19 protein-coding genes and 1 riboswitch are annotated in these 25,079 nt (G+C 31.2%); of the genes, 2 read left to right on the forward strand and 17 right to left on the reverse strand.

Translation table 11 applies throughout. The features are described 5' to 3' along the window. Positions 1-56 precede the first annotated feature (56 nt). From SPD90_RS06445 to SPD90_RS06490, 10 genes are all read right to left on the reverse strand, one after another. Positions 57-1,253, reverse strand: coding sequence for a metallophosphoesterase family protein (locus SPD90_RS06445; RefSeq protein ID WP_320924690.1), 1,197 nt, complete (start codon positions 1,251-1,253; stop codon positions 57-59). Between the two features lie 11 nt (positions 1,254-1,264). Continuing rightward, positions 1,265-5,167, reverse strand: coding sequence for a helicase-exonuclease AddAB subunit AddA (gene addA, locus SPD90_RS06450; RefSeq protein WP_320924691.1), 3,903 nt, complete (start codon positions 5,165-5,167; stop codon positions 1,265-1,267). Next, positions 5,164-8,622, reverse strand: a complete 3,459-nt coding sequence (gene addB, locus SPD90_RS06455) for a helicase-exonuclease AddAB subunit AddB (RefSeq protein WP_320924692.1) — start codon at positions 8,620-8,622, stop codon at positions 5,164-5,166. Before addB ends, addA begins: the two co-directional genes overlap by 4 nt. Continuing rightward, positions 8,622-9,365 carry a PD-(D/E)XK nuclease family protein gene (locus SPD90_RS06460; protein WP_320924693.1) on the reverse strand — a complete coding sequence of 248 codons (744 nt, stop codon included), beginning with the start codon at positions 9,363-9,365 and terminating at the stop codon, positions 8,622-8,624. The genes addB and SPD90_RS06460 overlap by 1 nt, the downstream gene beginning before the upstream one ends. Further along, complete coding sequence (locus SPD90_RS06465; protein WP_320924694.1) at positions 9,365-11,578, reverse strand: ATP-dependent helicase; 2,214 nt, start codon at positions 11,576-11,578, stop codon at positions 9,365-9,367. Before SPD90_RS06465 ends, SPD90_RS06460 begins: the two co-directional genes overlap by 1 nt. Further along, positions 11,562-13,478, reverse strand: a complete 1,917-nt coding sequence (locus SPD90_RS06470; RefSeq protein ID WP_320924695.1) for a hypothetical protein — start codon at positions 13,476-13,478, stop codon at positions 11,562-11,564. The genes SPD90_RS06465 and SPD90_RS06470 overlap by 17 nt, the downstream gene beginning before the upstream one ends. 20 nt (positions 13,479-13,498) lie before the next feature. After that, on the reverse strand, positions 13,499-14,464 hold the full coding sequence (locus tag SPD90_RS06475; RefSeq protein WP_320625870.1) for a dipeptidase: 966 nt from the start codon (positions 14,462-14,464) through the stop codon (positions 13,499-13,501). 33 nt (positions 14,465-14,497) lie between these two features. Next, positions 14,498-15,253 (reverse strand): serine hydrolase, encoded by a 756-nt coding sequence (locus tag SPD90_RS06480; RefSeq protein ID WP_320924696.1) that lies wholly within the window; start codon positions 15,251-15,253, stop codon positions 14,498-14,500. A 111-nt stretch (positions 15,254-15,364) separates the two neighbouring features. After that, positions 15,365-15,853: a hypothetical protein gene (locus tag SPD90_RS06485; protein WP_320625868.1), complete on the reverse strand. Its 489-nt coding sequence runs from the start codon at positions 15,851-15,853 to the stop codon at positions 15,365-15,367. An 81-nt stretch (positions 15,854-15,934) separates the two neighbouring features. Next, positions 15,935-17,302 (reverse strand): hypothetical protein, encoded by a 1,368-nt coding sequence (locus tag SPD90_RS06490; RefSeq protein ID WP_320625867.1) that lies wholly within the window; start codon positions 17,300-17,302, stop codon positions 15,935-15,937. A gap of 295 nt (positions 17,303-17,597) precedes the next feature. On the opposite strand from SPD90_RS06490, the gene SPD90_RS06495 reads away from it, so the two are divergent. Beyond that, positions 17,598-18,383, forward strand: a complete 786-nt coding sequence (locus SPD90_RS06495) for a threonine/serine ThrE exporter family protein (RefSeq protein WP_320924697.1) — start codon at positions 17,598-17,600, stop codon at positions 18,381-18,383. Positions 18,384-18,387: 4 nt separating this feature from the next. Further along, positions 18,388-18,870: a threonine/serine exporter family protein gene (locus tag SPD90_RS06500; protein ID WP_320624909.1), complete on the forward strand. Its 483-nt coding sequence runs from the start codon at positions 18,388-18,390 to the stop codon at positions 18,868-18,870. A 46-nt stretch (positions 18,871-18,916) separates the two neighbouring features. On the opposite strand, the gene SPD90_RS06505 is transcribed toward SPD90_RS06500, so the two are convergent. The 7 genes from SPD90_RS06505 to SPD90_RS06535 form a co-directional block, all read right to left on the reverse strand. Continuing rightward, a complete protein-coding gene (locus SPD90_RS06505; protein WP_320924698.1) occupies positions 18,917-19,345 on the reverse strand; it encodes a SoxR reducing system RseC family protein in 429 nt (142 codons plus the stop codon). A 12-nt stretch (positions 19,346-19,357) separates the two neighbouring features. Continuing rightward, entirely contained in the window at positions 19,358-19,651 is a 294-nt protein-coding gene (locus tag SPD90_RS06510) for a metal-sensitive transcriptional regulator (protein ID WP_320624907.1), read from the reverse strand. Between the two features lie 254 nt (positions 19,652-19,905). Next, positions 19,906-20,099: riboswitch (cobalamin riboswitch) on the reverse strand. 106 nt (positions 20,100-20,205) lie between these two features. Continuing rightward, positions 20,206-21,300 carry a DNA polymerase IV gene (gene dinB, locus SPD90_RS06515; RefSeq protein ID WP_320924699.1) on the reverse strand — a complete coding sequence of 365 codons (1,095 nt, stop codon included), beginning with the start codon at positions 21,298-21,300 and terminating at the stop codon, positions 20,206-20,208. Between the two features lie 270 nt (positions 21,301-21,570). Continuing rightward, entirely contained in the window at positions 21,571-22,065 is a 495-nt protein-coding gene (locus tag SPD90_RS06520; protein WP_320626439.1) for an STM3941 family protein, read from the reverse strand. Positions 22,066-22,143: 78 nt separating this feature from the next. After that, on the reverse strand, positions 22,144-23,319 hold the full coding sequence (locus SPD90_RS06525) for a hypothetical protein (protein ID WP_320924700.1): 1,176 nt from the start codon (positions 23,317-23,319) through the stop codon (positions 22,144-22,146). Positions 23,320-23,407: 88 nt separating this feature from the next. Next, a complete protein-coding gene (locus SPD90_RS06530) occupies positions 23,408-24,802 on the reverse strand; it encodes a hypothetical protein (RefSeq protein ID WP_320924701.1) in 1,395 nt (464 codons plus the stop codon). A gap of 43 nt (positions 24,803-24,845) precedes the next feature. Further along, positions 24,846-25,022 (reverse strand): hypothetical protein, encoded by a 177-nt coding sequence (locus SPD90_RS06535; RefSeq protein ID WP_320924702.1) that lies wholly within the window; start codon positions 25,020-25,022, stop codon positions 24,846-24,848. Positions 25,023-25,079 lie beyond the last annotated feature (57 nt).

A 25,079-nucleotide genomic window follows, 5' to 3' on the forward strand; every position in this document is an offset into this window, starting at 1 on the left:
ACCTGCTTTTCTATATAACTATTTAATCCACTTATCTCTAATCTAATCGGTCTCAACTACTCATCACCCTCTTCTTCAACAATATGTAAAAATAAATCCAATAGCTCACCCTTAGGCTCTACTTTATTTCTAAATTTATAGTATTCAATGAATAATTCCTTCATTGTCTTTTCCCTCATATCTATATGTTCGTATTCATAATTGCTATTTATTATAGGTTTGATTTCTATAATGTCATTTAGCAAGCTCTTCATAGCTTTTATGTCATTTTGGCTTATTACCTCTTCTGTCGTTATTTCAAAGTAAGACCAAATGTCTTTTTCTTTGTTTTCTTCGCATATATTTAGAGCTTCTTCTATACCCTTGCATTTAAATACTTCTATCGGCTTGTAATTTTTGAAGTAAATGTCCTCTATTATAGGCTCTGCTTCTGGATGAACCTCTACTATTTTAGCTCCCTTGGCGTAAAGTCTCTCACTTTTACTGTATTGAAGTGGAGAACCGCTGTAGTATGCATTTAATCTTTCAGATGCCTTTTGAGGTTTATGCAAATGTCCTAAAGCTGTATATTGTGAATTTTGTGGAAGGTCGTTTTTTTGAACAAGGAGACTTCCACCTAATTCTATAGGTCTCTCTGAATCTGTAGATTCTCCTCCGACTACAAATAAATGTGATACGGCTATATTTACACTGTCCTCTTCGAAATTTTCTTCGAGCTTTCTAAATATATCTCCCACCTTTTGGCTGTAGGAAACTTGTTTTTCTCTTTCAGTATCTCCCTTTATAACCTCGTTTAATCTTTTTTCACTTGGATAAGGCAATGTCAATAAAGTTACTTTTTCTCCGTTGAAGTTCAACTTAGTACATCCCTCTAAAGCTTCAGTTATTTCAAAGCCGCTGTATTTCGCCACATTTGTCTTGCTAAGTGGATATCCAAATACCAATATCCCCATTTCCTCTGCTAATGGTGTGATTGCAGATAATCTCTCAGGATTGTCGTGGTTTCCTGAGATTACGACTACACATCTTCTTCCATTATCAGAAAGCTTGCATACAGTTTTGTAAAATAGCTTTTCAGCTGCAGCTGGAGGATTTGATGTGTCGTAAATATCTCCAGCTATTATCACCATATCTATATTATTTTCTTCGACTACGGTCACAAAATCATTTAAAAACATCTCTTGTTCTCTAAGTCTACTGTTTCCCTCTAGTGTTTTTCCCAAGTGCCAATCTGATGTATGAATAAATTTCATTTTTCTCTCCTTTAAACTTTTATCTCTTGATTTATGCTAAATAAATACAAATACTTTTCCTTTACTGTTTTCCCCGTCAATATAGAAAGCGCCTCTGCATAAATATCTAATTGCTTTTTGTACCTGTGTACTATTTCTTCTTTATTATTATATACCTTATCTGTCTTGTAATCCAAAATAACTATTTGATTGTCTTCTTCAAAATACACGTCGATTACACCTCTAAGCATAACTGATTCGTCGTCGTAAACTTCTCGATTATTTTTAAATTCTTCATCGTTTACGTATATGTCGTTCATTTTTATTTGAGTGTATATTTTTTGTTCTCTTTTTACGAAATTTGAAGCTAACAATCTACTTCCAATAGGAGATTGGAAGAATTTTAATATTTTTCTAGGAGTTAGAACCTTTGATTCCTTTTCAGTTATTACATTTCTCTTTACTAAGCTCTGGATTTGAGCTTTTATTTCCTCCTCAGTAGACACCTTGTTTAAATCTAAAACCTCCATGATCAAGTGGGCTACTGTACCTCTTTTGGCTCCTGTTAGTTTTTCTTCTTTTTCGTCTTCATTTATAAATTTTGGCTTCTTAAGTGTAGTTTTTTGTCTGTATAAACTAGTTGATAAATCCTCTTCTTCATAGGCTTCCTGTCTTTTCTTTATTTCTGTTACAGATATACTTGCAGCTTTTTTTACAACTGCCTCGTAAGAATATTCAAAGTTAAGCTTTCTCTCGATTTCTCCGTAGTATTCTGTGTTGTTTTCGGATAAGTCCATATTATCTAGAATTTCCCTTATGCCTTCTTTTTCCTGTCTCTCAAAATCTATATCTTCCTTTTTCCACGTTTTTATAGACCACTTAGATTCATCCTCTAGAGATATATCTGTTGATATATTGTACATCTCTCTTATAGATTTTAAATCCTCGTGTTTTATCAGAGCCGGCATCATCCAATCTAGATAATTTTTACCGTTTAAAATATCGTATTTTGAAACTGCTTTTTCTCTAGATATATTTGACGACCACTTGTGGACGTTTTTTTCTATATCTCTCACTGAACCTGTTATTATGAGCTTTTCTTTGGCTCTTGTAAGTGCGACGTATAGAATTCTCATTTCCTCTGATATATTTTCTATATTTATTTTGCATTTTAGAGCTTCCTTTGCGATACTTGGATATGAAATTCTTCTCTCAAAATCCACGATTTGTGGTCCGTATCCAAGCGCGTGGTGGTACAATACGTCGTTTCTAAAGTCCATAGTGTTGAAATTTCTACCCATTCCAGAACAAATTACTATAGGAAATTCCAATCCCTTACTTTTGTGGATACTCATTATTCTAACTACATTTGCATTTTCTCCTAAAGTCTTCGCGCTTCCCATATCTGAATTTGATTTTTTTAATTTGCTTATAAAATTTATAAAGTTAAATATTCCCTTGAAGCTAGTCTCTTCAAATTGTTTAGCTCTCTCAAATAATATTCTGAGGTTAGCCTGTCTTTGGCTTCCTCCAGGCAATGCACCACAGTATGCGTAGTAGCCACTATTTGTATATATATACCATAAAAATTCATCTGTACTCATATACATAGATTTTTCTTGAAGCTCTTTTAGATCGTCCAAAAATCTTCTGACCTTATTTTTAAGTGGACTTTCTTCTTCTAAATCATCATCTTCATCACAAACAAAGTCTTCGCAATCGATATTTTGATAGTAATCGTCTATATCATCTTGTATCTCTACTTCGCCATCTAAATCCTGTTGCTCATCCTCCACAACAACTTCCTGTACATCGATTTTTTCACCTACAAAAATCTTCATAGCCTCGTAAAAGCTTACCTTCTTATCGACAACTCTTATATCTATGAAGTCCTCTGGTGTAAATCCATATATAGGAGATCTAAGAATAGCTATCAGCGGGATATCCTGCATCGGATTATCTATTACCTTTAAATAAGACATTATAACCTGTATTTCCATAGTATCAAAGTAACCTTGTCCGATATCTGCGTAAGTTGGAATATCCATATTTATAAGCTCTTCAGCAAATACAGGTGCCCACGCAGATGTCGCTCTAAGCAATATAACTATATCCTTGTAATCCACATCTCTGTACATTCCCAATCTCTTGTCAAATACCTGCATTCTCTCGCCATTTTCATTTGGCTTTAGGATATCCTTTATTACCTTTCCAACCATTCTAGCTTCTATTTGACTTGCATCTAAATCCTCTTCGTCCGCTTCTTCCTCCTCAGGATTTTCGACTTCTTCTACTTTTTTTTCCATCAAGTGGATTTCTGTAGGTCCTCCTAATATTACTTTTTCATCATCTATATCTTCAAAGCTCGCACCTAGGTTTAATCTTTCTTCTTCGTTGTACTCTATTTCACCTAGGCTTTCGCTCATTATATGCTCAAAAATATAATTTACGCTGTCGACTACTTCTTTTCTACTTCTAAAGTTTTTATAAAGCATTATCTTTTTGTAATTGCTAGATAAATCCGTATCGTATGTTGCGTATTTTTGTAAAAATATCTCAGGTTTTGCCTGTCTAAATCTGTAAATACTCTGTTTTACATCGCCCACCATAAATCTGTTTGGCTCTTTTTGCTTAGCTATAGTTGAAAGTATTACCTCCTGAACCTGATTGCTATCTTGGTACTCATCTATGAATATTTCATAGAATTTATCTCTGTATTCAAGCGCTATGTCTGAAGGAATATTTCTTCCATTTTTGTCAAATAAAAATTCTCCGTTTTCATCTGTCTCAGTTAAAATTCTAAGTGCAAAATGCTCTATATCGTTGAAATCTATTATTCCCTTTTCTCTCTTCTTTTGGCTGTAGATTTCTTCAAATATTAAGACTACATCTGAAAGAGATTTGACTACAGGATATAAAAATCTTATCTCATCATTTAAATCCTCGTAAGACTTATTAAATACAGAGCCTCTGATTTTCTCAATTGATTTTTTTGCGTTGTCTCTGATTTTCTTCGCCTTGTCCTTTTCTTCCTTTATATAGAAAGGCGCGTCCTTTGGAATTCTCTTTACTCCTTTGGCGTAATTTTCAAATTTTATGTTTGAAATCTTGTCGTGAGCCTCAGTCCACGATGTTTCACAGGCAGTTGATATATCTTTTATTTTCTCATGCTCTATTCTCAATTTATCTGTGAAGGTCATAAGTTCATCTATGTCCTCGACATCCTCAATAGCCTTTTGAATAGATTTTTCGATGCCCTCTATTTGAATCTTAACTGTTTCAAGTATTGCTTTTGCCCATTTAGATGTCGCAAAGTCAAAGCTTTCATCGACATTGAAGTCCTCCGCACTTTCTCTTAGCCATACCTTTGGATATGGAGATGCCATTACAAAGCTGTATATTGATAAAATAAGCTTTTGTAAATTTGTATCACCTCTTTTTTCTGCGTAACAATCGACTAAGTAGCAGAATTCCTCGTCATTTTTCTCATAAAGCATATCAAATGTCTCATCTATCGCCTCTAGCTTCATAAGCGAGCACTCTGTCTCATCTCCTATCCTAAAATTAGGATCTAGGTTTATCTTATGGAAATTCGACTTTATAACCTCTAGACAAAATGAGTGTATTGTAGTTATGCTTGCCTTATTTAAAAGAACTAGCTGATCTTGAAGGTGTTCATTTTCTGGGTTTTCGTCTAATTTTTTAGAAATTGCATCTCCAATTCTCTCCCTCATCTCAGATGCAGCTGCATTTGTGAAGGTAACTACTAATAATTTATCTATATCTATCTTTAAATCCTCATTTAAAATCATCTGGATTATACGCTCTACAAGTACGGCAGTTTTACCAGAACCAGCAGCTGCTGCAACTAGCAGATTTCCACCTCTACTGTCGATTACGTTTTGTTGCTCTATTGTCCATTTTGGAGCACTCATTCTTCCACCTCCTCAGCCATCATTTTAATAATTTCCTCGTTCTTTTTATCCTTTATAATCTTGTAATTATTGTCCTTAAGTGTCGCGTCAAATTGGCAAATTGCATTATATAGACAGAAATCACATGAAGTTTTGTCCTTGTGCTTATTAGGATTTATACTTATATCTCCACCTAGCATGCCTTGACATAATTCCTTTATCTCGTATTTTACGTATTTTCTAAGTACTTCAAATTCTTCATAAGTCACACCGTTTGTACTCTTTGATAAGCTTCCATCTTTATTTAAAGTCACTGGAACTATTAGCGATGATTTGACGTCATCTTCATATAGTGATTTATCCATCTTTTTGATTATGTGCACATCTTTTGCGAGCAATCCCTTCATCTTAGATTGCTTTAAAATTTCCTCGTCAATTTGCTCTTCCTCTTTGTTTTCGTTGAACTTCGCAATTGGATTGTCTATCTTACAGTATAAAATCGCCGCCGGATGAATACTCGTTCCCTTCTTTATAAAACTCTCCAATATCGCATCTAGATAGACTAGTAATTGAAGCTGCAATCCGTAGTAAACCTCTGTAAGACTTATATTTTTCTCAGATGATTTGTAGTCTACTATTCGAATGTATTTGTCGTCATTTTCGTCGAACTCATCGATTCTGTCTATTTGACCTACTAGATTAATTTCTTTTCCATCCTCTAGTATTATCTTTATAGGCGGATATTTTCCAGTTTGCCCAAAATTCACTTCGTAGTCGATTGGTTCAAATTCTCCAGATCTAATTTGTGTGGCGATTATGTTAATTGCAGCAATCAGCATCCTTTTAAGTCTATATGACAAGTACTTATATCTAGGAGAGCTATTTAATATAAACCCTGGTATTTGTGAAATCATAAAATCTACAATTGAATTTACCTTTTTCTCTATATAAGCCTCGTTGATTTCATTCCAAGTTAAATTTTCCTTTTCAAGTGATTTTGAAAACTCATACATTATATTGTGTATAAATGTACCTAAATCTGGTGCAGCAAATGAATATTCTCTTCTCTCCTGCGCCTTTAGCCCATATTGGATGAAATAGGCAAATGGACAAGATGAGTATTTTTCCAATCTAGATATACTTAAATTATTAGTTTCGTATAGCTTCTTTATCTTTTCTTCAGATACCTTTTGAACCATATTAGTGTAAGTAAGTCCTGAAATTATCTTAGTCGTAATTTCTCCGTACTTATCGTCATTTGCAAAATATCTATACACATCTAGCCATAGATTTTCTATCTCTTCTCCGTTGTCAAACGATTTTATTTTATTGACCATTCTGTTAAATGTAGGAGATTTTACAGTTACCTCGTCTAGCATCTCCTCTTCTGTTTCCTTTTTTAAATCCAATAGATAGCTCTCTACCTCTAGCTTTTTAAAAATCTTTTTTAGTCTAGAAATTATTATAGAAGGTCTCAAGCTTTTTCCCTCTGAATCTGCAACTGGATAAGTCAAAATCAAGTTTTCAGAAGTAGATGTCAACGCCTTGTACACTAAAAACTGCTCCTCAAAAGTCTTTGTCTTGCTGTCTATATCTAACTCCACACCTCTATCTAGTAGAGTATTTCTGTCCTTATCGCTGAGTATTCCCTTTTCCTTTGAAATCAAAGGGAATACTCCATCTGTAACGCCGATTAAATAAAGATACTTGGTATCTGGATTTTTCATTCTGTCGACGCTACTTACTAACACCTGATCTACACTTGGAGGAACTAATCCCAGCTCGTACTCCTCGAACCCAAGGCCTATGATTTTTACAAATTTATCTATTGAGACTACATCATCTCCCATTATTTCGACGATTTGATCTAGTATATCGATTACAATATCCCAAACCTGAGAATACTGGCTTGCGATATCTAGCTCACCCTTTTCCTTGAAGCTTTCGACTAAATCGTATATATTTTGCTCCATATTTAATTCGACTAAAAAATCGTATATACATCTGCATATTTCTCTGCAGCTTTTTTTGCCCTTTAAATTTTCTTGTAGCTTTAAAACTGGATTCAGTGCTCTATTTTTTATTTGGTTTATTCTATCTATAGTAACTGCTTCTTCCTCTGTCATATCAGAGTTGTAGTTATTTATGGCTCTGTACTCCCATTTTTCCTCTAGCCATTTTTTACCTTTTATACCGTTTAATATTACGTAATTTTCTATTAAACTCACTTCATCAATTGTCAATCCTATAAATCCACTTTTTAAGTATCTAAACATGACTTCATACGAATATCTCTTATTTTTCATTTCAAGAGCCGAAGTTATCAATACTACTATCGGATTTGATTTTATATCTCTTTTCTTGTCTATGAAATTAGGTATTTCGTATTCGTCAAATATAGAATGTACTAAAAAGTCGTATTTATTTAAATCTCTAGTAGCAACAGTTATATCTCTGTATCTCACATTTTTATCTCTGACTAAGTTTACTATCTCCTTAGCGATATGCTCTACCTCATCGTATAGGTTGTTGAATTCCTTCACCTTGATGTAATTTACATCTTTGTCGTACTCTCTATATGGATAGGCGTTGTAGTATCTCTCTAGATGAAGTAGCTCGTCGTTGTTTTCAAATCGCTTTATCTTGCCCTTATTTAAATCAACGTGTGAATTTATCTTGATTCCATTATCCATAGCTATTTTTCTTAGCTTTTCATAAGTGTATTTCGTTCTTGAAAAAGGATCATTTTTTCTATACTGTAAATAGTTCACACTGTCTACTGTAAGAGATATCGTAACCTGCTTCGCCTTTCTCATTAAACCTGCTAAAATCGAATACTGCTTAGGAGTAAACCCTGTAAACTCATCTATATAAATATAGCTACCGTCAAAATAAGTAGTTTTCTCCAATTTCTGCGCCAATGAGCCGAGCATATCCTGAGAATCTATATAATTTTCGTGTAATTGATTTTCAAATGCCTCGTAAATCTTGCTTATATCCTTTAACTTCAGCTTAAGCGTCTCGTTTTGTATGTCCTCTGAAATATACTCAAGCATATCGTAATTTACGTTGTACTGCTTTAGCTCGCTTATCATCTCACTTATAGATCCCACAAATCCAGTTTGTGTAGCAGCCTTTGAAAATACGTTTAAATCATCGACGACATTTTCAATTGCCTTATACGTTATCATAGCCTTTCCGCTTGAATTTATATTTACGTCTGTTAGACCACCCGCTTGAGTAAATACGAATGCACTCATAGTATTAAATGAGAACACTCTAGTCCTCATATACTTGTCCTTTTGCTCGCCTAAATACAGTGAACTTACCTTTTTCTCCATTTCAAAAGAGTACTGTTCTGGAACTAATAGCACAACAGGAGTCGTTTCATCGTCTTGAACTCGAGTTTTTATTTCATTCAATAGATAGGTGCTCTTTCCACTGCCACCCCTTCCAAATACAAATCTAAGTCCCATCACTCCTCCTCCTTTATCATTTCGTAATTTATAGATTGATTGTTACATAGCTTGTTAAACTCGCAGTATTTACAGTGTTTTTTATTTTTATCTATATACCCGTCAAAGTCTATACTGTCTATATTTTTTATATAATTTTCTATAATAGACTTATTTCTTATGTGTTTTTCCTCATTATAAGCTATGGTTATAGGTTTATCATCTATTTTCAATCTAAAGTAATTCATCGTTATATTTTCATAAGGAATATTCTTTTTATAAATTTTAGCAATAATCTCTTTTGCTAAATACATATAAACTACTGTCTGCATTCTATTTTCGATATTTTTATAGCTTGTCTTTTGAGATTCCGTCTTCCAATCCCAAATTTCTATACTATTCTCACCGATTATCACCAAATCGTATTTTGCAGATAGATAGCTTCCAGATATTTTACTTCTAACCTCGTACTCTGGTAGATAAACCTTCGAATGCTCTATTGGAATTAAATTTTTTACCTTCTCTATCCAACCTTTAAACTCATCACTTATATTTTCTCCAATTGGAATATTTTTAAAATACCTTTCACACAATAAGTGAAATTCGCTTCCTGTTTTTAAACCCTTGTAGTATTCTCTGCTCTCTACACCTTCAAACTTCCAGTTTATATTATCTATATATTTATATTTAAACTTCAAAGGACATGATTTAAACGTATTAAGTGAATTTTGACTGTAGACAAAGTACTTAAGTTTTTTATTCATTATTTAATCATACCCCTTTCTTTTTTTATTATTTCATTTAGTTTTCTCAAATATAGACAAGGCATTTGCTCTTGCTTTTTGTTGTCCTCTTCTGTTTTGAAGCTACTTCCAGACATTATAAGCATTTCCTTTGCTCTAGTAATTCCGACGTATAACAGTCTGATTTTCTCATTTATCAAATCGATTTTAGTCTGTTTATAGTGATTTTCTGTCAATTTTCCGTTTACAATAAAATCTATCTGGCTTTTAATCAAAGCCTCTGTATTTTTATATTTGTCCTTTAAATACCATTTATCACACTGGAATTTTCCATTTATATTATCCGGGAAATTATACTGAGTCATCTGAAGTAAAAATACACAGTCCCACTCCATTCCCTTTGATTTGTGGTAGTTACAGACTGTTATGCTTCCAGGCTGTGGCTCGTATCCATTTATCTCGTATACTACATCTATTATATGGTTGAATACCTTGTTTGTATTATCTGATAAAACATCTAAAACTTCTCTCAAAGTTATATTTGGAGTTTCATTTATCAAATATCTAACGTAAAATGCGACATAATCTACAAGTGCTTTTTCCTCTTCTTCTAAAACAAGTCTGTCCTTTATAAATAAAATCAGCTTATCTATTCTTATTGTAGAGTAATCTAAAATTTCAACTAGAGCATTTAGCCCCATTTTAAAAGTAACGTACATCTCACATTTGTCGTCTATTATTAGAGGTTTGTCCTTTATATCTGTATATAAAAGCTCTTCCACGCTGTATTTTTCTAGCATATTTAGAAAATCCTTTTTTCCTTCCTTATTATCTGTTTTGATAAACACATCTGAAAGTACCTCTATAAGCTTATCTATTTGATCGCAGTTTATTATAAAATCTATTATCTCTGCTAAATTATTTATAACTCGTCTCTTATTCTTTGAATTTGGTCCTAACTCCTCAAATTCTAATTCTTCTCTTTCAAGCACCTTGGCGACTTGGCTTACCTGCGCGTTATAAGGGACTAATATGCCTATGCTTTTATCTGGATATTTGTTTTTTATTCCCTTTACATATCTGACAGTTTTTTCTATTTCCTCCTCAAATGTCTTATACCATATAGTGCTTATTTGATATCCGTCTGGCTGTGGATTTTCCTTGTATCCTTGTCCTTTTTCTACTGTCTCTATCTCAATTTCTTGTAGAGCATCTCTACATTCAACCTGTTTAAGTTCATTACATACGAATTTTACAAGGCTGTTGGCGAGATTCAAAATATCCTTTGAGCTTCTATTAGACATATTCATCTCATAGCAGTACTCTGCCTCCTGCATAAATTGTTTAAAAAACTTAGGATCTGAGGATGAAAATGTCCCAGTTATACTCTGGTTAATATCTCCAACTCTGACTAAATTATTGCTCTTTTCACAGATTAGTTTGATTATCTTTCCTTGAATTTCATTTGAATCCTGGCACTCATCCTCGAATACATATCTGTACTTGTTTTGAAATTTTTCTCTCAAGGTTTCATCTATACATAGAGTCTTATATGCGTAAATTAACAAATCGTCGTAATCTAAAAGACCATTTTGCTTTAATTTTTTATCGTATTCCCTGTATATAAAGCTTATTATTTTTAAGACTCCTTTATTGCTGTAGGTCATCTCATCTAGCTTTTTAGGAGTAATATCGTTATACTTCAGAGAGCTTATTGCATTTGAAACTAAATCAAAAAATCCACCTTCCCATGCATCTAGCTGTCTTTCGTACCAAATTTGATTTTTTTGTTCTTTTAAAAAATATCTAAACGCAGTCTCTCCACCGCTAGCTCTAAATGTGTTTATGCAGTCATTTAATATCATGGTCTTTTGAAGCTCATCGGCTATATTGAATTCATCGCTGAGCATCATGACCTCTGGCTTTTCCTTGATTATCTTGACTGCAAGCGAATGTATCGTCATGACCTCAAATCCATTAGTAGATTCAATTCCCTTTTCCTCTAAAATTTTCTTAATTCTACCTTTAAAGTTATTAACTGCGCTGTTCATATATGTCAGTATTAGTATTTTACCCTTTTCATTTTTATTTTCAGTCAAAAGCTTAGCTACTAGATTAGTGACTATAAATGTTTTACCGGCACCTGGTACTGCTGGCACTGCCATAGTACCCTCGCTGTAGTTTATTATAGGTATTTGATCTTTTCTATAATTTATATCACTCAAAACTCTCATCTCCCTTGTCAATTAATCTAAGTACTAAGCTGTATAATCCACTTTCTTGGATATAACCGTTTATTGAATAATCACTTTTATACGCATATACATTTTCACAGGACTTTAGTAGGTTATACACGGTGTTATAAAGGTAGTACTTCTTGTAATCGTCTTCTATCTCGCTAGTATAAACCTTATTTTCTTCAAAGGATTTTTTCAAAACTATTGGATTTGACAAATCCCTCTCTATTTTCATATTCCAAGCATTACTTCCTATATCTACCCAAATCTGAACCTTTCTATTTATCCTATTATATATATACGAAAAAGGCGTGCTTATCAACACTTTATCCTGTGACTTTATATCCTCTATATCTCTAGACACAAAGTAATCCTTTATAAATCTTTTTAGAGAAATTAGGAAAACCTCCTCGTTGCTCTTGTTGTCCTTCAAGTCTAATTTATCTAAGCACTCTGTAAAAGCTTCACTTTCTGAAACTATATTTTTACAAATCGATACGTTTTTTCTACCTTCTTTTAAATTCAAAACCTTATCTATGTAGAACTTTATTAAAAATTCTCCTATACTTAGATTTTCAGCTCTCTTTTCTTCTATATATTTTATTATCTCTATATAGGATTCCTCTTTATCCCTATTTTTGTATATTTTACATGATTTTATTCTATTTATATCAAATAGAATTTGGATAAAATTTATAAACTCCTCTTCCTTAACATGATTTTGGAGCTTGCAGAAAATCGCAACTGCCACATATAACAGATTTCCATATGGATAATCTATTATTTTGCTGTCTTTTTTAGTACTTAAAACCTCTATATCACTTTTTTGGAGTTCAGTTGAAATATCGTAATCTAATACAGGTGTATTAACAGGTGTTATTACGCATATATCTCCTTTAGATACGCCACTGTTTACTAATACTTTTACCTTATCTGTTATTTTGCCTATCATCTCACTGTACAACTGACTCGACTGATCTAGCTCTATCTTCGCAGGCATATTTATCAAATCAAAAATACCTATATTTGAGTAATATTGATCTTCTTCAAGTAAATTATCACATACATATTTGAGGTCATTTTTTATAAAAGAAGAAAAATACTTATTACTGTCTAAATAAAGATATCCCTCCTTATCTCGTCTATCAAAAAAATCTACAAGTAAAGCCTGACTCACACTTATATTTTGTAAATCATCCACAAATAAATAATCATATCTATCAGCCAGTTGCTCTAAATACATCTCGTCCTTTAATAAATAATTATTGTATAAATACACGCTGATGCTATTATCCACCATAGAATTTTTTAGCATTTCCTCCATATATTCACCTATTATCTCGTCCATCTGCATGTACGAAAACAAATCTATATTTTCCTTATTTGATTTTGAATTATAGAGCCTCTTACCTATAGCTTTATAATCTATATCGTTGTAGATAGCATGTTCTAAATTATTCACAATATTAGAAGCTATAGATCTGTTAGTCCCCGTAATATCTGCAAAGTAATTTTTGCGATTCCTCTTATCTGCTACCTTAGTCTCAAATATATAAGTCTTTAAATTAGTCGATATAAAAATAGGAGACAGACTTTTATTTACTATATCTTTACAAGCACTGGATATAATAGGCCAGTACTTTGTAATCTCCTCTTTGACAAATTGGCTGTATGTACATATTTTGAGCTCTTCACTTAAATCCAAGTTCATCTGTCTTATGTAATTTAATCTAATCACATTATTGTCGACTAGCATCAGTACATTATTTGATTTAAAATTGTTATTTTTTATTATTTCTAAATATTTTTCTACGATATTTTTTCTATCCTCTAAGCTTGTAAATAAATTTTTCACACCATCACCTTCTCTCAAAAGATTAAAGCCTGCATTTAGCAAGCTTTGACCTCTTATATTTATTAAAGCACTTCTTTAAATAAATTCAAAACATTTTTATAGAATATATGTTCTATTTCATCCTCCGTAAATCCTTCTTTTTTCATTTTTTTCGCTAAAATTTGCATTTTTGATGCATCCTCTACCTCGACTCTACATCCGATTCCATCAAAGTCGCTTCCAAGACCTATGCATTCGATTCCGCCTATATTTTTTATGTACTTCATATGTGCTATCATATCGTCTATTTTAGCATCAGAACTAGAAGTAGCATTGTCGTTTAAAAAATATGAGAAGAAATTAATTCCCATAATTCCACCTCTATCTGATAATTTTTTTATCATATCATCTGTTAAATTACGTTTATTGTTACACAATCCTCTCGCATTTGAATGGCTAGCTACAAAAGGCTTTTTAGTATTTTCTAGTATATCGTAAAAGCCTGCATCTGATAAATGTGAAACATCTATTATAATACCTAATCTTTCGATTTCTTCTATGAATTCAAATCCAGTTTTCTTCAATCCTCTATCAACAACTAACTCGCCATCTATTATTTCATTGGGAAATCCAAGCTCGTTTTCATAATTCCAAGTAAGAGTCATCATCCTAACTCCTAGTCTATAAAAATTTCTAAGAATACCTAAATCTCCCTGACAACAAGCTCCTTCTTCTATAGACAAAAGAGCCGACATCTTATTTTGCTCTGAGTTTCTCAATATATCCTGATATGACAAAACTAATCCTATGTCGTCCCTATTAGCTTCGATCTCATTGTGAAATAAGTCTATAATCTTCAAGCATTCAGATAAAGGCTGCTCTGCTTTCATATTTGTATACGCAGCAAATACTTGGAGCATATAATCTCCTTTTTTCATCTTTTCTATATCAACATGTAAATTATTTCTTCTTAAATTAGCGCGAGAATCCAGTCTTTTGCAATCTAAAATTTCCTTCATCGTATCACAATGCATGTCTATTACCTTCATACTAAACTTTCCCCCTCAATAACTCTTTTAACTCTATTTATTTTTCTTATAAATTTGGAAGCTCAAATCCTGTATAACCCTCTCAAATTCAGGTACATTTACCTCATTACTCAAGAAGCAAATTATAAAAGGCTCTTTATCCAAAACTATACCTACATCATGTGTAATACCACTATCTTCACCAGTTTTATGAGCTATTTGAACCTTATTTTCTCCTGAACTCAAGAAAAATGGTATTTTGCCGTTTAACCTTTGATTCTTTAAAACCTCCAACATTTTGGCTGAAGCTTTTTTAGACACTAGAGTTCCATTATAAATTTTTTCTAACAATAAAGCCATATCTTCGGCGCTTGTATAATTTTCCAATCCTTTACTAGCACCGATAGAATCGAACATCTTGCGTTTCAATACAGTATTTTTCATCCCATTTTCATTTATAAAATCATTTATATTCTCTATTTTACATCTATCTATCAAAATATTTGTAGCGTAATTGTCGCTCAATATTATCATCAATGTATATAAATCCTTTAATGTTACCTTTAATCCTTGATCCATATAATTTAAAGCTCCGCAAGAAGGAACCTTGTCTACATCACGAGTAGTAAATACCTCGTTTTCACTTATTTCTCCGTTTTCCATCTGTCTGAAAACTTCGCCTAAAACAGTCAGCTTTATCAAGCTAGCGGCAAGCATCGGTTCCTTTTCATTATATGAAATAACTTCTCCTGTAACTAAATTTTTATAATAAAATCCTACTTTTCCATCAATTCTAGACAATCTCTCCATAACGTCCTCCCCAAAATCGTATTCAATCAATATAAATACTATTATATCCTATAAATAATACATTTGGACGGACAAACTGTACATAATAATGTACGCAAAAAAACTTCTTAATTATAAGAAGTCTTTATAAACAAATAAACTACTCTTCTGTTTAAAAGAAATTAATTTTTCCTTTAAAAAGCTAAATACAGCACCTAAAACAACAAGTAAAACACTAAAATTTATAAGAAAAACCACATATCCAAGCGATACATTCACAGAAAAATCAGTTATAAAGGACATTGTAGGCATAAAGTAAAATTGCATCATCCAAATAGCCCAATAAGCTTCATCTATTACATAATGAGTATAGCTTGCAAAAAACAATAAAAATATTCCAAAGCTGGAACCTAAAATTCCCACAGTAAAAGCTTCCTTCAAATTCAACCTATATTTATATCCTACATAAAAATTATAGCCTAAGAAAATTTCTAAAAATAAATATCCTATCAAATTGCTGACTTCTCCATAAGGAATTAATTTAAAATAAAAAAATGACAATATACATATAATTAAACTTCCAAAAAACAGCTTTCCACCGTATTTAATTATCCTCTCCATAAAGCCACCTCTAATCCCTTTATTTTAATATATTCTTAAAATAAAGGGATTGTGACTATTTTTTCTCATGTCCAAAATATATTAAATTATAAACATTGCAGCTATTGTAGTTACAACAAATCCTATAATTATAGGTTTGAAATTTCTCTTAGCTAACTCTATTGGACTTACGCCACAGATTGCAGCTGCTGAAATCAATCCCCAAGGAACTAAACATCCTCCACCTGTCCATATACCTGCTATTTGACCTAATGCACATAGAGCACCTACACTACCATCTATAGCTGTTCCAAATACATTCGCAAGAGAACCAACTAACGATATTCCCGAAAATCCAGATCCATCAAGACCTGTTATAGCTCCTACTACAGTTTGTATACTACAGACTGCAAATCTATTAAGCGGAATAGTATTTGATAGTGCTACACCTATATCAGATAACAAGCCCTGTGAATTAGCTGGCAATACTTCTCCTAAAACAGAAGTTATAGGCGCCACTTCTCCCATATAGAAGAATGCTGCTATAGGAATTATCGCCGCGAATATCTTGATTCCAAACACGAATCCTTCGATTATATTTTCACATGTGACATCAAAGCATTTTTTCTTGTGGTTCATCAAGTTGATGATTATGATAAGAAACACTGCTGTACCACCTAATAAAGCAGATGCATCTCCTCCTTTTAAATCAAATACACTCATCGCTACAATATCTAGTATAAATCCAATCAATACTAAAAATGTAGCTATTTTAGCATTTTTATTAAACTCTTTTATCTCCTCGTGTTCCACATCTTGCAGTTCTTCTCTAAACATTCCTTTTTTCAAGTCTTTTCTAAGCCCCCAAAACGCAACAGAAATAGTAACTACTGCCATAATCCAATACAAAGGCATCCCTTGACTTATTACATCAAATACCTCAATACCAGCAGCACCTGCAGTAATAGCTGGTGCCCCTTGAATCACAAAGTCAGTAGATAAAGCCAATCCATGACCAAATAAATTAAGAGCCATCGCAACCCCTATTGCAGGAAGTCCCGCCCTCATGGCTACAGGTAAAAAAATCGCTCCAACTAAAGCCACTGCTGGTGTCGGCCAGAAAAACCAAGAAAGCAACATCATGGCTATGCCTATTACAAAAAATGCAGTAGTAGGATTTTTTATAAATCTAGAAAAAGGTTTAATCATATAATTTATAGCGTGATTCGTCTCAAGTGCTTTTGATAAAGCTACCATTATAGATATGATCAGTATTACAGGTCCAAGCTCCCCCAGAGAAACAATAAAAGAATTAAATACTGCTCCCAATGACCCTGCAATATTATTAGTATAAAATAACCCCAAACAAAATACTCCTAAAACACAAGGTACTACGGTGTCCTTTTTCATAATCATAGTTATAAGAATTACGATTATGAACAAAATATAAATATAATGCGCTCCTGTCATATACTCTATTCTCCTTTTAAATTTTTAGATAATAGTATTATATGTTTATGTTAATTTTTGGTTACATTTTAATAATTCTATTGATTTATATTTTATTAGTAGTATATTAAGATGTTGGAAGTATAATTTTTTTATATATTTTTAATATTAAATTTATAATAAAATTAATATGTAAATGTAAACAATTTATACTTTTTTTGATATAATCTAGTGTATATCAAAATAAATATTTGTAGATTTTCAATAAAATAACTCTATATTTACTCAAATGTATAAAGAAGGGATAAAAATTTTTATGAGAGAAGAATATCAATTAATACAAAAAAAAGAAATTTTAAGATTTGCTCTTTTTCTAGGTGAGTTGATGTTGACTAACGGTGTAGAAACCTCTCGTGCTGAAGACAGTGTTTTAAGAGTATGTGCTTCTCGTGGATATAGACATATTAATGTATTTACAACACCTACATGTATAATAATTGCAGATGATAAATTCGATGGATTATCATTTATGAGAACGATAAAGCGTAGAGGGATCGACTTAAATAAAATAGATTTACTAAACACTGTATCTAGAAAATTCGTCGAAAATTTAGATATGACTACAGAAGAGGCTATTAACGAGCTTAAAAAAATAGCTACTCTTCCTCCACCATATAATATAATTCCATTTTATGCGGCAACTGCTGTTGCATCTGCTTGCTTTGCATACTTATTAGGTGGTACAAGTATTGCCGACTTTTTTCTTACTTTGATAATATCAGTTGTCGGAACTATTATATACAATGGAATTTTAAAGATAAACTCTATGATGTTTATATCTACTTTAGTAGCGTCATTTGCTATAGCTACTTTTGGAGTCGCATTTTGTGAAATAGGAATTCTAAACGATCCAAAAATGCTTATAGTTGGTTCTATAATGCCATTACTTCCTGGAGTTGCGTTTGTAAAGGGACTTAGAGATTTGATATCTGGTGATTTAGTTTCTGGAGTTTCTCGTGTGTTCGAAGCATTCTTAATTGCCGCTGCAATAGCTATCGGCGTGGGTTCTGTACTTGATTTTTGGATCAGATTTGGAGGTTAAATAGATGAGTTTTTTAGATTTAATAACAAATTTTATATTTTCATTTGTTGCAACAGTAGGCTTCTCCGTATTTTTTAATGCACCAAAAAAATCATTAATTCCATGCGGTGTAATAGGAGGTATCGGATGGTCAACTTATATCGTACTGTCTAAACTTACAAAAGTACCTCTATTTTCTATGGTTATAGCTTCAGCTGTTATTTCTCTATCTAGTGAGATACTAGCTCGTAAGCTAAAATATCCCGCAATCAGCTTTATAATTCCTGGAATACTACCTTTAGTTCCCGGGATTGGACTTTACAACACAATGTACTCACTAGTCCAAAAAAATTACGTAGAAGCTGTAGCAACTGGGACAGATACACTACTAAAAAGTGGTGGTATAGCAATCGGAATTCTTATAATTACATCTCTTACTAAGACGTATTATATACTGCTTGCAAAAATTAAAATTAGAAAATATAAACAAAATATCGATACAAATTAAACTTAAAAAAGGAGCCCAAACACGGCTCCTTTTGTACATTTATATATTAAACTATTCTAACTATTACAGGAATATACTCTCTGCTATCTCTGTATCTTTGGTCATTTTTCTTCAAGTAAAGATAACTTAATAATGTACATAACAATCCACATGCACCACTTATTACTTCTAATGGTCCTTTAAATGAAATACTATTGAGTACAAAAAAGCTAACTGCTGTTCCTAAAATTAAAAATATTAGAGGTATTACATATGCAAGCATTGTAGCCTTCATTACCTTTACTGTTTCCATACTAACTTCTACATGATCCCCTACTTTAGCTCCAATTTTATTATCAACCTCTACTACTAAATCTTGAGTTTCTGAAGATAATTTTGCACATTTTCCACATGATGCACATGCAGAATGACGTTGCATAATCATTTTAGCAGTCTTATCATCTACTATTTCAATTATAAATCCTTGTTGATTCATCGAGATTTCCCCCTATTTTGTAAATTTCTTGATAGTATCCATTAATTCCTTAATTACAGCTTCATTGTCCTCTTTGTCGCCGTGTTTTAAACTATTGGATACACATCCTTTAATATGATTTTCAAGTATAATTGCACCTACATTATCGATTGCAGATCTTACAGCTGATATTTGCACTAGTATATCTACACAGTATCGATCATTTTCAATCATCTTCTGTATACCTTTTACTTGACCTTCAATTCGCTTAAGCCTCCTATTAAGTGCAGCCTTGTCATTTCCTTTAGCTAATTTTTTTTCACCCATTATTTACACCTCTTACTAGTGATATATACTATTATATCATTAAAAGTGCCAATTTAAATGTTTTTATTTTAACGTACTATATCGACAAAAAAACACAATAAAATAAGACTCACAAATTGAATTAATGTTCTTTTATTCGCAAAAAAAGAACCTTTTTCTTCGGTCCCAAAAAAATCTATAATATGTATATATTTCTGTCTAAAATCCGCACGATTATAAATAACCCATATTACAGTATTTCTCTCCCTCCGAAAGAGCATGTATCATTTTAGGCAGGTCTCCTGGCTCGGAATCATTCTACTAGCTTCTCCTTCCCGATTTAACAGTGGAGCTAAGTTCTCCAAAACCTTAAGCTTTCGTCATCCTTACAGTAGCGGGGGCTGCTGTGGCTTTTCACCACATTCCCTTTTAAGTATTGTTAAAATACACCTTGAACAATATTCAATTTATGAATCTTATCCTATAATTTGTATACACAACAGGGTGTGTACTTAATTATACCTTTTTTTACTAAATTTTTCAATAATTACAACAATTTTGAGATATAATATTTTCTAATCTTTACTTTGCATATATTCAAATAAGGTTATATTGTGATAAGTTTCCTCTACATCTATTAAATTAGATAATGTAACTCCTAACAACCTTATTTGTAAATTGTTATCGTCTATATTTCTAAGTAAATTATATATATTTGTTCTTATATCTTCATGTGAGCTTATTCCAGAATTTAAGCTCGTGCTCCTAGTTATCTGAGTAAAATCCTCAAACTTTATCTTAAGTGTAACAGTTTTTCCCAATTTATTTAGGTATTTAATTCTATTACTGACATCTAGACATAATTCGTCCAATATATCGACTACTTCCTCTTCGTCTAGTCTGTAATTGTGATCTAAAGTAATCTCTGATCCTACAGACTTTCGCTCTCTATAAGGCTCAACAGGTCTATTGTCTATTCCCCTCGCAAAGTTATAATACTGGTATCCCTTACTTTTAAAGATTTTCTCCAATTCGTACAAGCTCAATTGGCGCAAATCATATCCATTTTTTATTCCCATTCTCTTCATAGTCTTAGAAGTTACTTTGCCAATTCCAAAGAATTTTTCTATAGGCAATTTATCTAAAAATTCTTGAGCATCCTCTTGCCTTATAACAGTAAATCCATTTGGTTTATTGTAATCTGAAGCCAACTTAGCTAAAAATTTATTGTAAGAAACCCCTGCTGAAGAGTTTAACCCCGTCTCCATCAAGATATCTCTTTTTATAAATTTTGCTATAGTAGTCGCGTATTTTATAGGTATTTTGGGATTTGTGACATCTAAAAATGCCTCATCTAAAGAAAGTGGTTCGACTAAATCTGTATATCTATGAAATATATCCCTTATTTGATTCGATACTTTTTTATATACATCAAATCTAGGTCTCACAAAAATTGCATAAGGACATCTCTTTTGAGCAATTTTTGAAGGCATTGCAGAATGAATGCCGTATTTTCTAGCCTCATAAGAGCATGTTGCGACAACCCCTCTGCTATTTGGACTTCCTCCGACTATGACAGGCTTTCCTCTTAAATCAGGATTATCCCTTTGCTCTACTGATGCATAAAATGCATCCATATCTATATGTATTATTTTTCTAATATCCTCCATTTAAATCACCTTTTATATTTTCCTTAATTATATAAGCTTCCATTATTTTAATTTTTTATACGTGATTACTTTTTGTTATACTTGTTGTAATAAAAATAAAAATAATATAAAATAAGAATATCCAGGGAATTAAGAATTCCTTACTCATAACCAAATTATTTTATTTACTTTATTATATAAGACCATTTTTTTTAAAGGTCTTTTTTTTTGTATATATTATAAATAAAAAGATATAGAATAACTAACTTACTCTATATCTTTAAATATAACTTATTTTTTAATAAATTTGCTGTAATATTTTTGAATATTATTGTAAATATCATAAGGTTGCATTTCAAGTCCATCTAAAACAATTAGTGCATCTCCTAATTTTTCGTTTACTTTACCTTTGAATTTTACTCTTCTTTTATCATTTTCATCTTTATGGTAATTTACTCCTAAAAAGAACACATCGTATTTTTTCTTAGGGATTACACATATGTATATTTCGCTTATTTTGTTCCACTTAATAAGACCTGCACCTTTTATTATATTTTCCTTAATACCTTCTTCATTAATTATAATCGCAGGCTTTGGAAAAAATATACTATATAAAAAGTAAAGAGTTAGACCGGCAAAAAGCGATATCAATGCTATTCCTAATGTGTGGTCAACTGCATTATTTTTAAGCATTATTACATACAACAATACTACGATTGAAAAGACCACTACATATGTAACTCTTTTACCTTTATCTGGGTTTATTTTTATCTCCTTTTTGTTCAATTTTATTCCCTCCCAAATTTAAATTCAATGTTAAGTATACCAAATATTTGTTTAATTGTCTTTATCTGTTTTAAAATATTAAACATACAATACTTCTTTAATTACCTTATCTATTTTTTTAGATTCGTCTTTTCCATTCTGAATTAAATATGTAATAATCAGCATTGTATCTTTAAATTGTTCTCTATAATTACTCTTTATTATATCACAATAGACCTTATCGTCATTTACCTGTAATTTTTGATCGTCCAATTCTATAGTATCGATTTCATCTATATTTATATTGCGCACTATATTGTCTTTTAAATATAAATTTTTGTTTGTTACTATAAATCCATTTTCACATGTTTTAAAAATAGTATTGTCAAATATTAAGAGAGGTATTTCAGTTTTAAAATCGTTATTATAAGTATTTTTGCATTTTTGAAGCTTGTCTTTAAATTTAAAATCCGACTCAATGCTTATCATACTTCTAAAAAATCTATTCTCATCTCTATTTAATATTTTTTCTATTGTCTTTTTAATTTTTTCTATTCTCTCCTCGAAGGAAATTGGAATTTCAGGCAGTTTTATTATATTTTTTAATTTATATTCTATAAATTCCTCTGCAAAGCATAAATTGTACTTATTTATTATCGCCTTAAATGAAGCTAATTCTTTATCGTCCAAATACAGTATATTTTCTCTTTTGCATAGAGCCTTGTTTATTTCACATTCGTATTGTCCGTTTTTTAAGATCAATTTATCGTCTACGATTGCAAGCTCATTTAAGTCGAGTTTTCCGTATTTTTTTCCATAATCTTTTATCAAGTAGTATATATAGCTTTTTTCAAAAATTTTTTCGAAGTTATTTGTGAATTCCTTTTTTAGAAAATCCTTTGAGCTGTTATTTATATTTTTTGAAATCCTCTCGTATAAAATATTTAAATTCGAGAAATTTCTAGCCTCCAAAAGTCTCATCCTTATACCCTGTTTTTCACTTTCAAGGTACTTTTCTCTCTCTTCAGGTGACATATTTTCAATATCTATTTTTAAATCGTATACTTTAGAATCTTCATTTGTATTTATATCTGATTTTTCGCTATTTGATGATATATCCATTTTTTCTTGATTTAAAAGCTCAACTGCCTTATCAAAAAAGCTTCCATCTACTATATTTTGACTGTAAAGCATCTGCAGCTTTAATATTAGTTCATCGATATATTTTAATTTATCAAACTCAATATAATTTAGAGTTCTATCAAATGATGTCATATAGTTTTCACCTACCAATCCTTTGTATATAAGTTTATTATACAAAAATGAGCCCTATAATTCTATAATTTACAGAGCTCATCTATTTCTAATTATTTTCGACTTTGTTTTTGGAGTAGAAATTATCTATTTCCTTTATCAGCTGCTCATTGCCTTTATTGAAAACTCTCTTTTGATATTGGACATTTTTGTTTATATTCTTTAAATTTTGTACAAATGATTTTTTCTCTTTTATTTTTATGTACTCTATCAAATCCTTCAAGTATCTAAACTTCATTGTATAACGGCTTTGACTTCCATTTATTTGAATATTTATATTGTAGTAATCACAGCTGAACATACAATTTTTTAAAACTGTATTCTTAATTACATCTATTTCACTTTTTAAATCTCCCAATATCTCATCTGTGTTTTCTAAGTCTATCTCTATGTCCCTACAGATTAAAATTTCAGCCACAGGGTAATTTTTAATATCGATTGAAGATGTGTTGTCGTATATTCGATTTCCTATTTTTATATTTTCTTCATCGTTTATTTCTGCCAAGTTTAATTTACTTATCATAGATTCCATCTTTGTGAATATAATGGACTCTATATCATCGCATTTTACAAAATCTCCATTTAATAAAACCTTGTTGTGTAGCTCTTCAAGTGATTTCAAATCCTTGACATCGCATATATCGTTCAATAATTCCTGTTCTATTCTTTGTATTTCCTTTTGTACCTTCATATCTATATAGACATGGAGATCCTCATCTAAAAACTCCTTATTCTTGTTTATAAATTTTTCTAGTTGGTCTAATGTGGATTTTTCATCTTTGTTTTCTAATATCTGCATCATTATTCCACTATAGTAATTTTTCAGTATTTCCTTATTGCTATCGTATTTCAATTCTATATCGCCGAAAACCTGTTCCAATTCAGATATATTTTTAGGATTTGAAGCATTTATTCTCTTTTCTAAAAATTTTTTTTCGTCGACTTCAAAATTTACTTCATTTTTTTTGTTTGGAATTTCTTTATTTATTTCTTCTATTATCTTATTTTTAAATTTATTGAAGTTTTCTCCTCTAAAATCTAGAATTTCATTTTTCTTAATTTCTAACTCTAATTTATCCTGTAATTGATCTTGGCTGTATTTAGATTTAAATATAGGCAAGATATTTTCTCTCCACCAATTTCCTATATAGTCGACATCTAAATCGACATTTATATTGTATTTATCCTTGTAATCAACGCTCAATATATCTTCGAAAAGCATTAGCTCATATAAATCACTCTCTGGTGAAATATATTCGAGAGATATATTTTCTTCCTTTGATAAAATATGTTTAAGGTAAGAGTTAAACATTTCGCTATTTAATTGTTTTTCTATAGTTTTTATCATTTTATCAAGTAAATCCTTGTCGAGTGTATTTGGGTTTACAATGTTGTAAATCCACTCAGACATAATAAGTAATTTTTTATTTAAATTTTTTTCCATAATCAAAACCTTCTTTAAAATTAATTTTTACTATGTAAATTTTTTAAACTAATCTAATATCTACACCTAAATTGTACGGTGCCTCTAATTCTATTTTTACGCCTTCGAAATCAGCTATATAATACTTCTCACCTTGCTTCAAATCACTTGTAAATGGGATTTTAATATCATCCTTGGAGGAGTATATATACGCAATTTCCTTTAGTATAATAAAGTCCAATCTTTTTATATAAATATACTTGCAATTAAATTCACTTTCTTCGCCAAAGCAATACTC

This window comes from Intestinibacter sp., assembly GCF_034113885.1.
In the GTDB taxonomy this organism is placed as follows: domain Bacteria; phylum Bacillota; class Clostridia; order Peptostreptococcales; family Peptostreptococcaceae; genus Intestinibacter.

What these genes read in the sequence shown, in the direction of transcription:
- SPD90_RS06445 (WP_320924690.1), bottom strand. Translation starts at nt 1,253, where the DNA reads ATGAAATTTATTCATACATCAGATTGGCACTTGGGAAAAACACTAGAG.
- addA (WP_320924691.1), bottom strand. Translation starts at nt 5,167, where the DNA reads ATGAGTGCTCCAAAATGGACAATAGAGCAACAAAACGTAATCGACAGT.
- addB (WP_320924692.1), bottom strand. Translation starts at nt 8,622, where the DNA reads ATGGGACTTAGATTTGTATTTGGAAGGGGTGGCAGTGGAAAGAGCACC.
- SPD90_RS06460 (WP_320924693.1), bottom strand. Translation starts at nt 9,365, where the DNA reads ATGAATAAAAAACTTAAGTACTTTGTCTACAGTCAAAATTCACTTAAT.
- SPD90_RS06465 (WP_320924694.1), bottom strand. Translation starts at nt 11,578, where the DNA reads ATGAGAGTTTTGAGTGATATAAATTATAGAAAAGATCAAATACCTATA.
- SPD90_RS06475 (WP_320625870.1), bottom strand. Translation starts at nt 14,464, where the DNA reads ATGAAGGTAATAGACATGCATTGTGATACGATGAAGGAAATTTTAGAT.
- SPD90_RS06480 (WP_320924696.1), bottom strand. Translation starts at nt 15,253, where the DNA reads ATGGAGAGATTGTCTAGAATTGATGGAAAAGTAGGATTTTATTATAAA.
- SPD90_RS06485 (WP_320625868.1), bottom strand. Translation starts at nt 15,853, where the DNA reads ATGGAGAGGATAATTAAATACGGTGGAAAGCTGTTTTTTGGAAGTTTA.
- SPD90_RS06490 (WP_320625867.1), bottom strand. Translation starts at nt 17,302, where the DNA reads ATGACAGGAGCGCATTATATTTATATTTTGTTCATAATCGTAATTCTT.
- SPD90_RS06495 (WP_320924697.1), top strand. Translation starts at nt 17,598, where the DNA reads ATGAGAGAAGAATATCAATTAATACAAAAAAAAGAAATTTTAAGATTT.
- SPD90_RS06500 (WP_320624909.1), top strand. Translation starts at nt 18,388, where the DNA reads ATGAGTTTTTTAGATTTAATAACAAATTTTATATTTTCATTTGTTGCA.
- SPD90_RS06505 (WP_320924698.1), bottom strand. Translation starts at nt 19,345, where the DNA reads ATGAATCAACAAGGATTTATAATTGAAATAGTAGATGATAAGACTGCT.
- SPD90_RS06510 (WP_320624907.1), bottom strand. Translation starts at nt 19,651, where the DNA reads ATGGGTGAAAAAAAATTAGCTAAAGGAAATGACAAGGCTGCACTTAAT.
- dinB (WP_320924699.1), bottom strand. Translation starts at nt 21,300, where the DNA reads ATGGAGGATATTAGAAAAATAATACATATAGATATGGATGCATTTTAT.
- SPD90_RS06525 (WP_320924700.1), bottom strand. Translation starts at nt 23,319, where the DNA reads ATGACATCATTTGATAGAACTCTAAATTATATTGAGTTTGATAAATTA.
- SPD90_RS06530 (WP_320924701.1), bottom strand. Translation starts at nt 24,802, where the DNA reads ATGGAAAAAAATTTAAATAAAAAATTACTTATTATGTCTGAGTGGATT.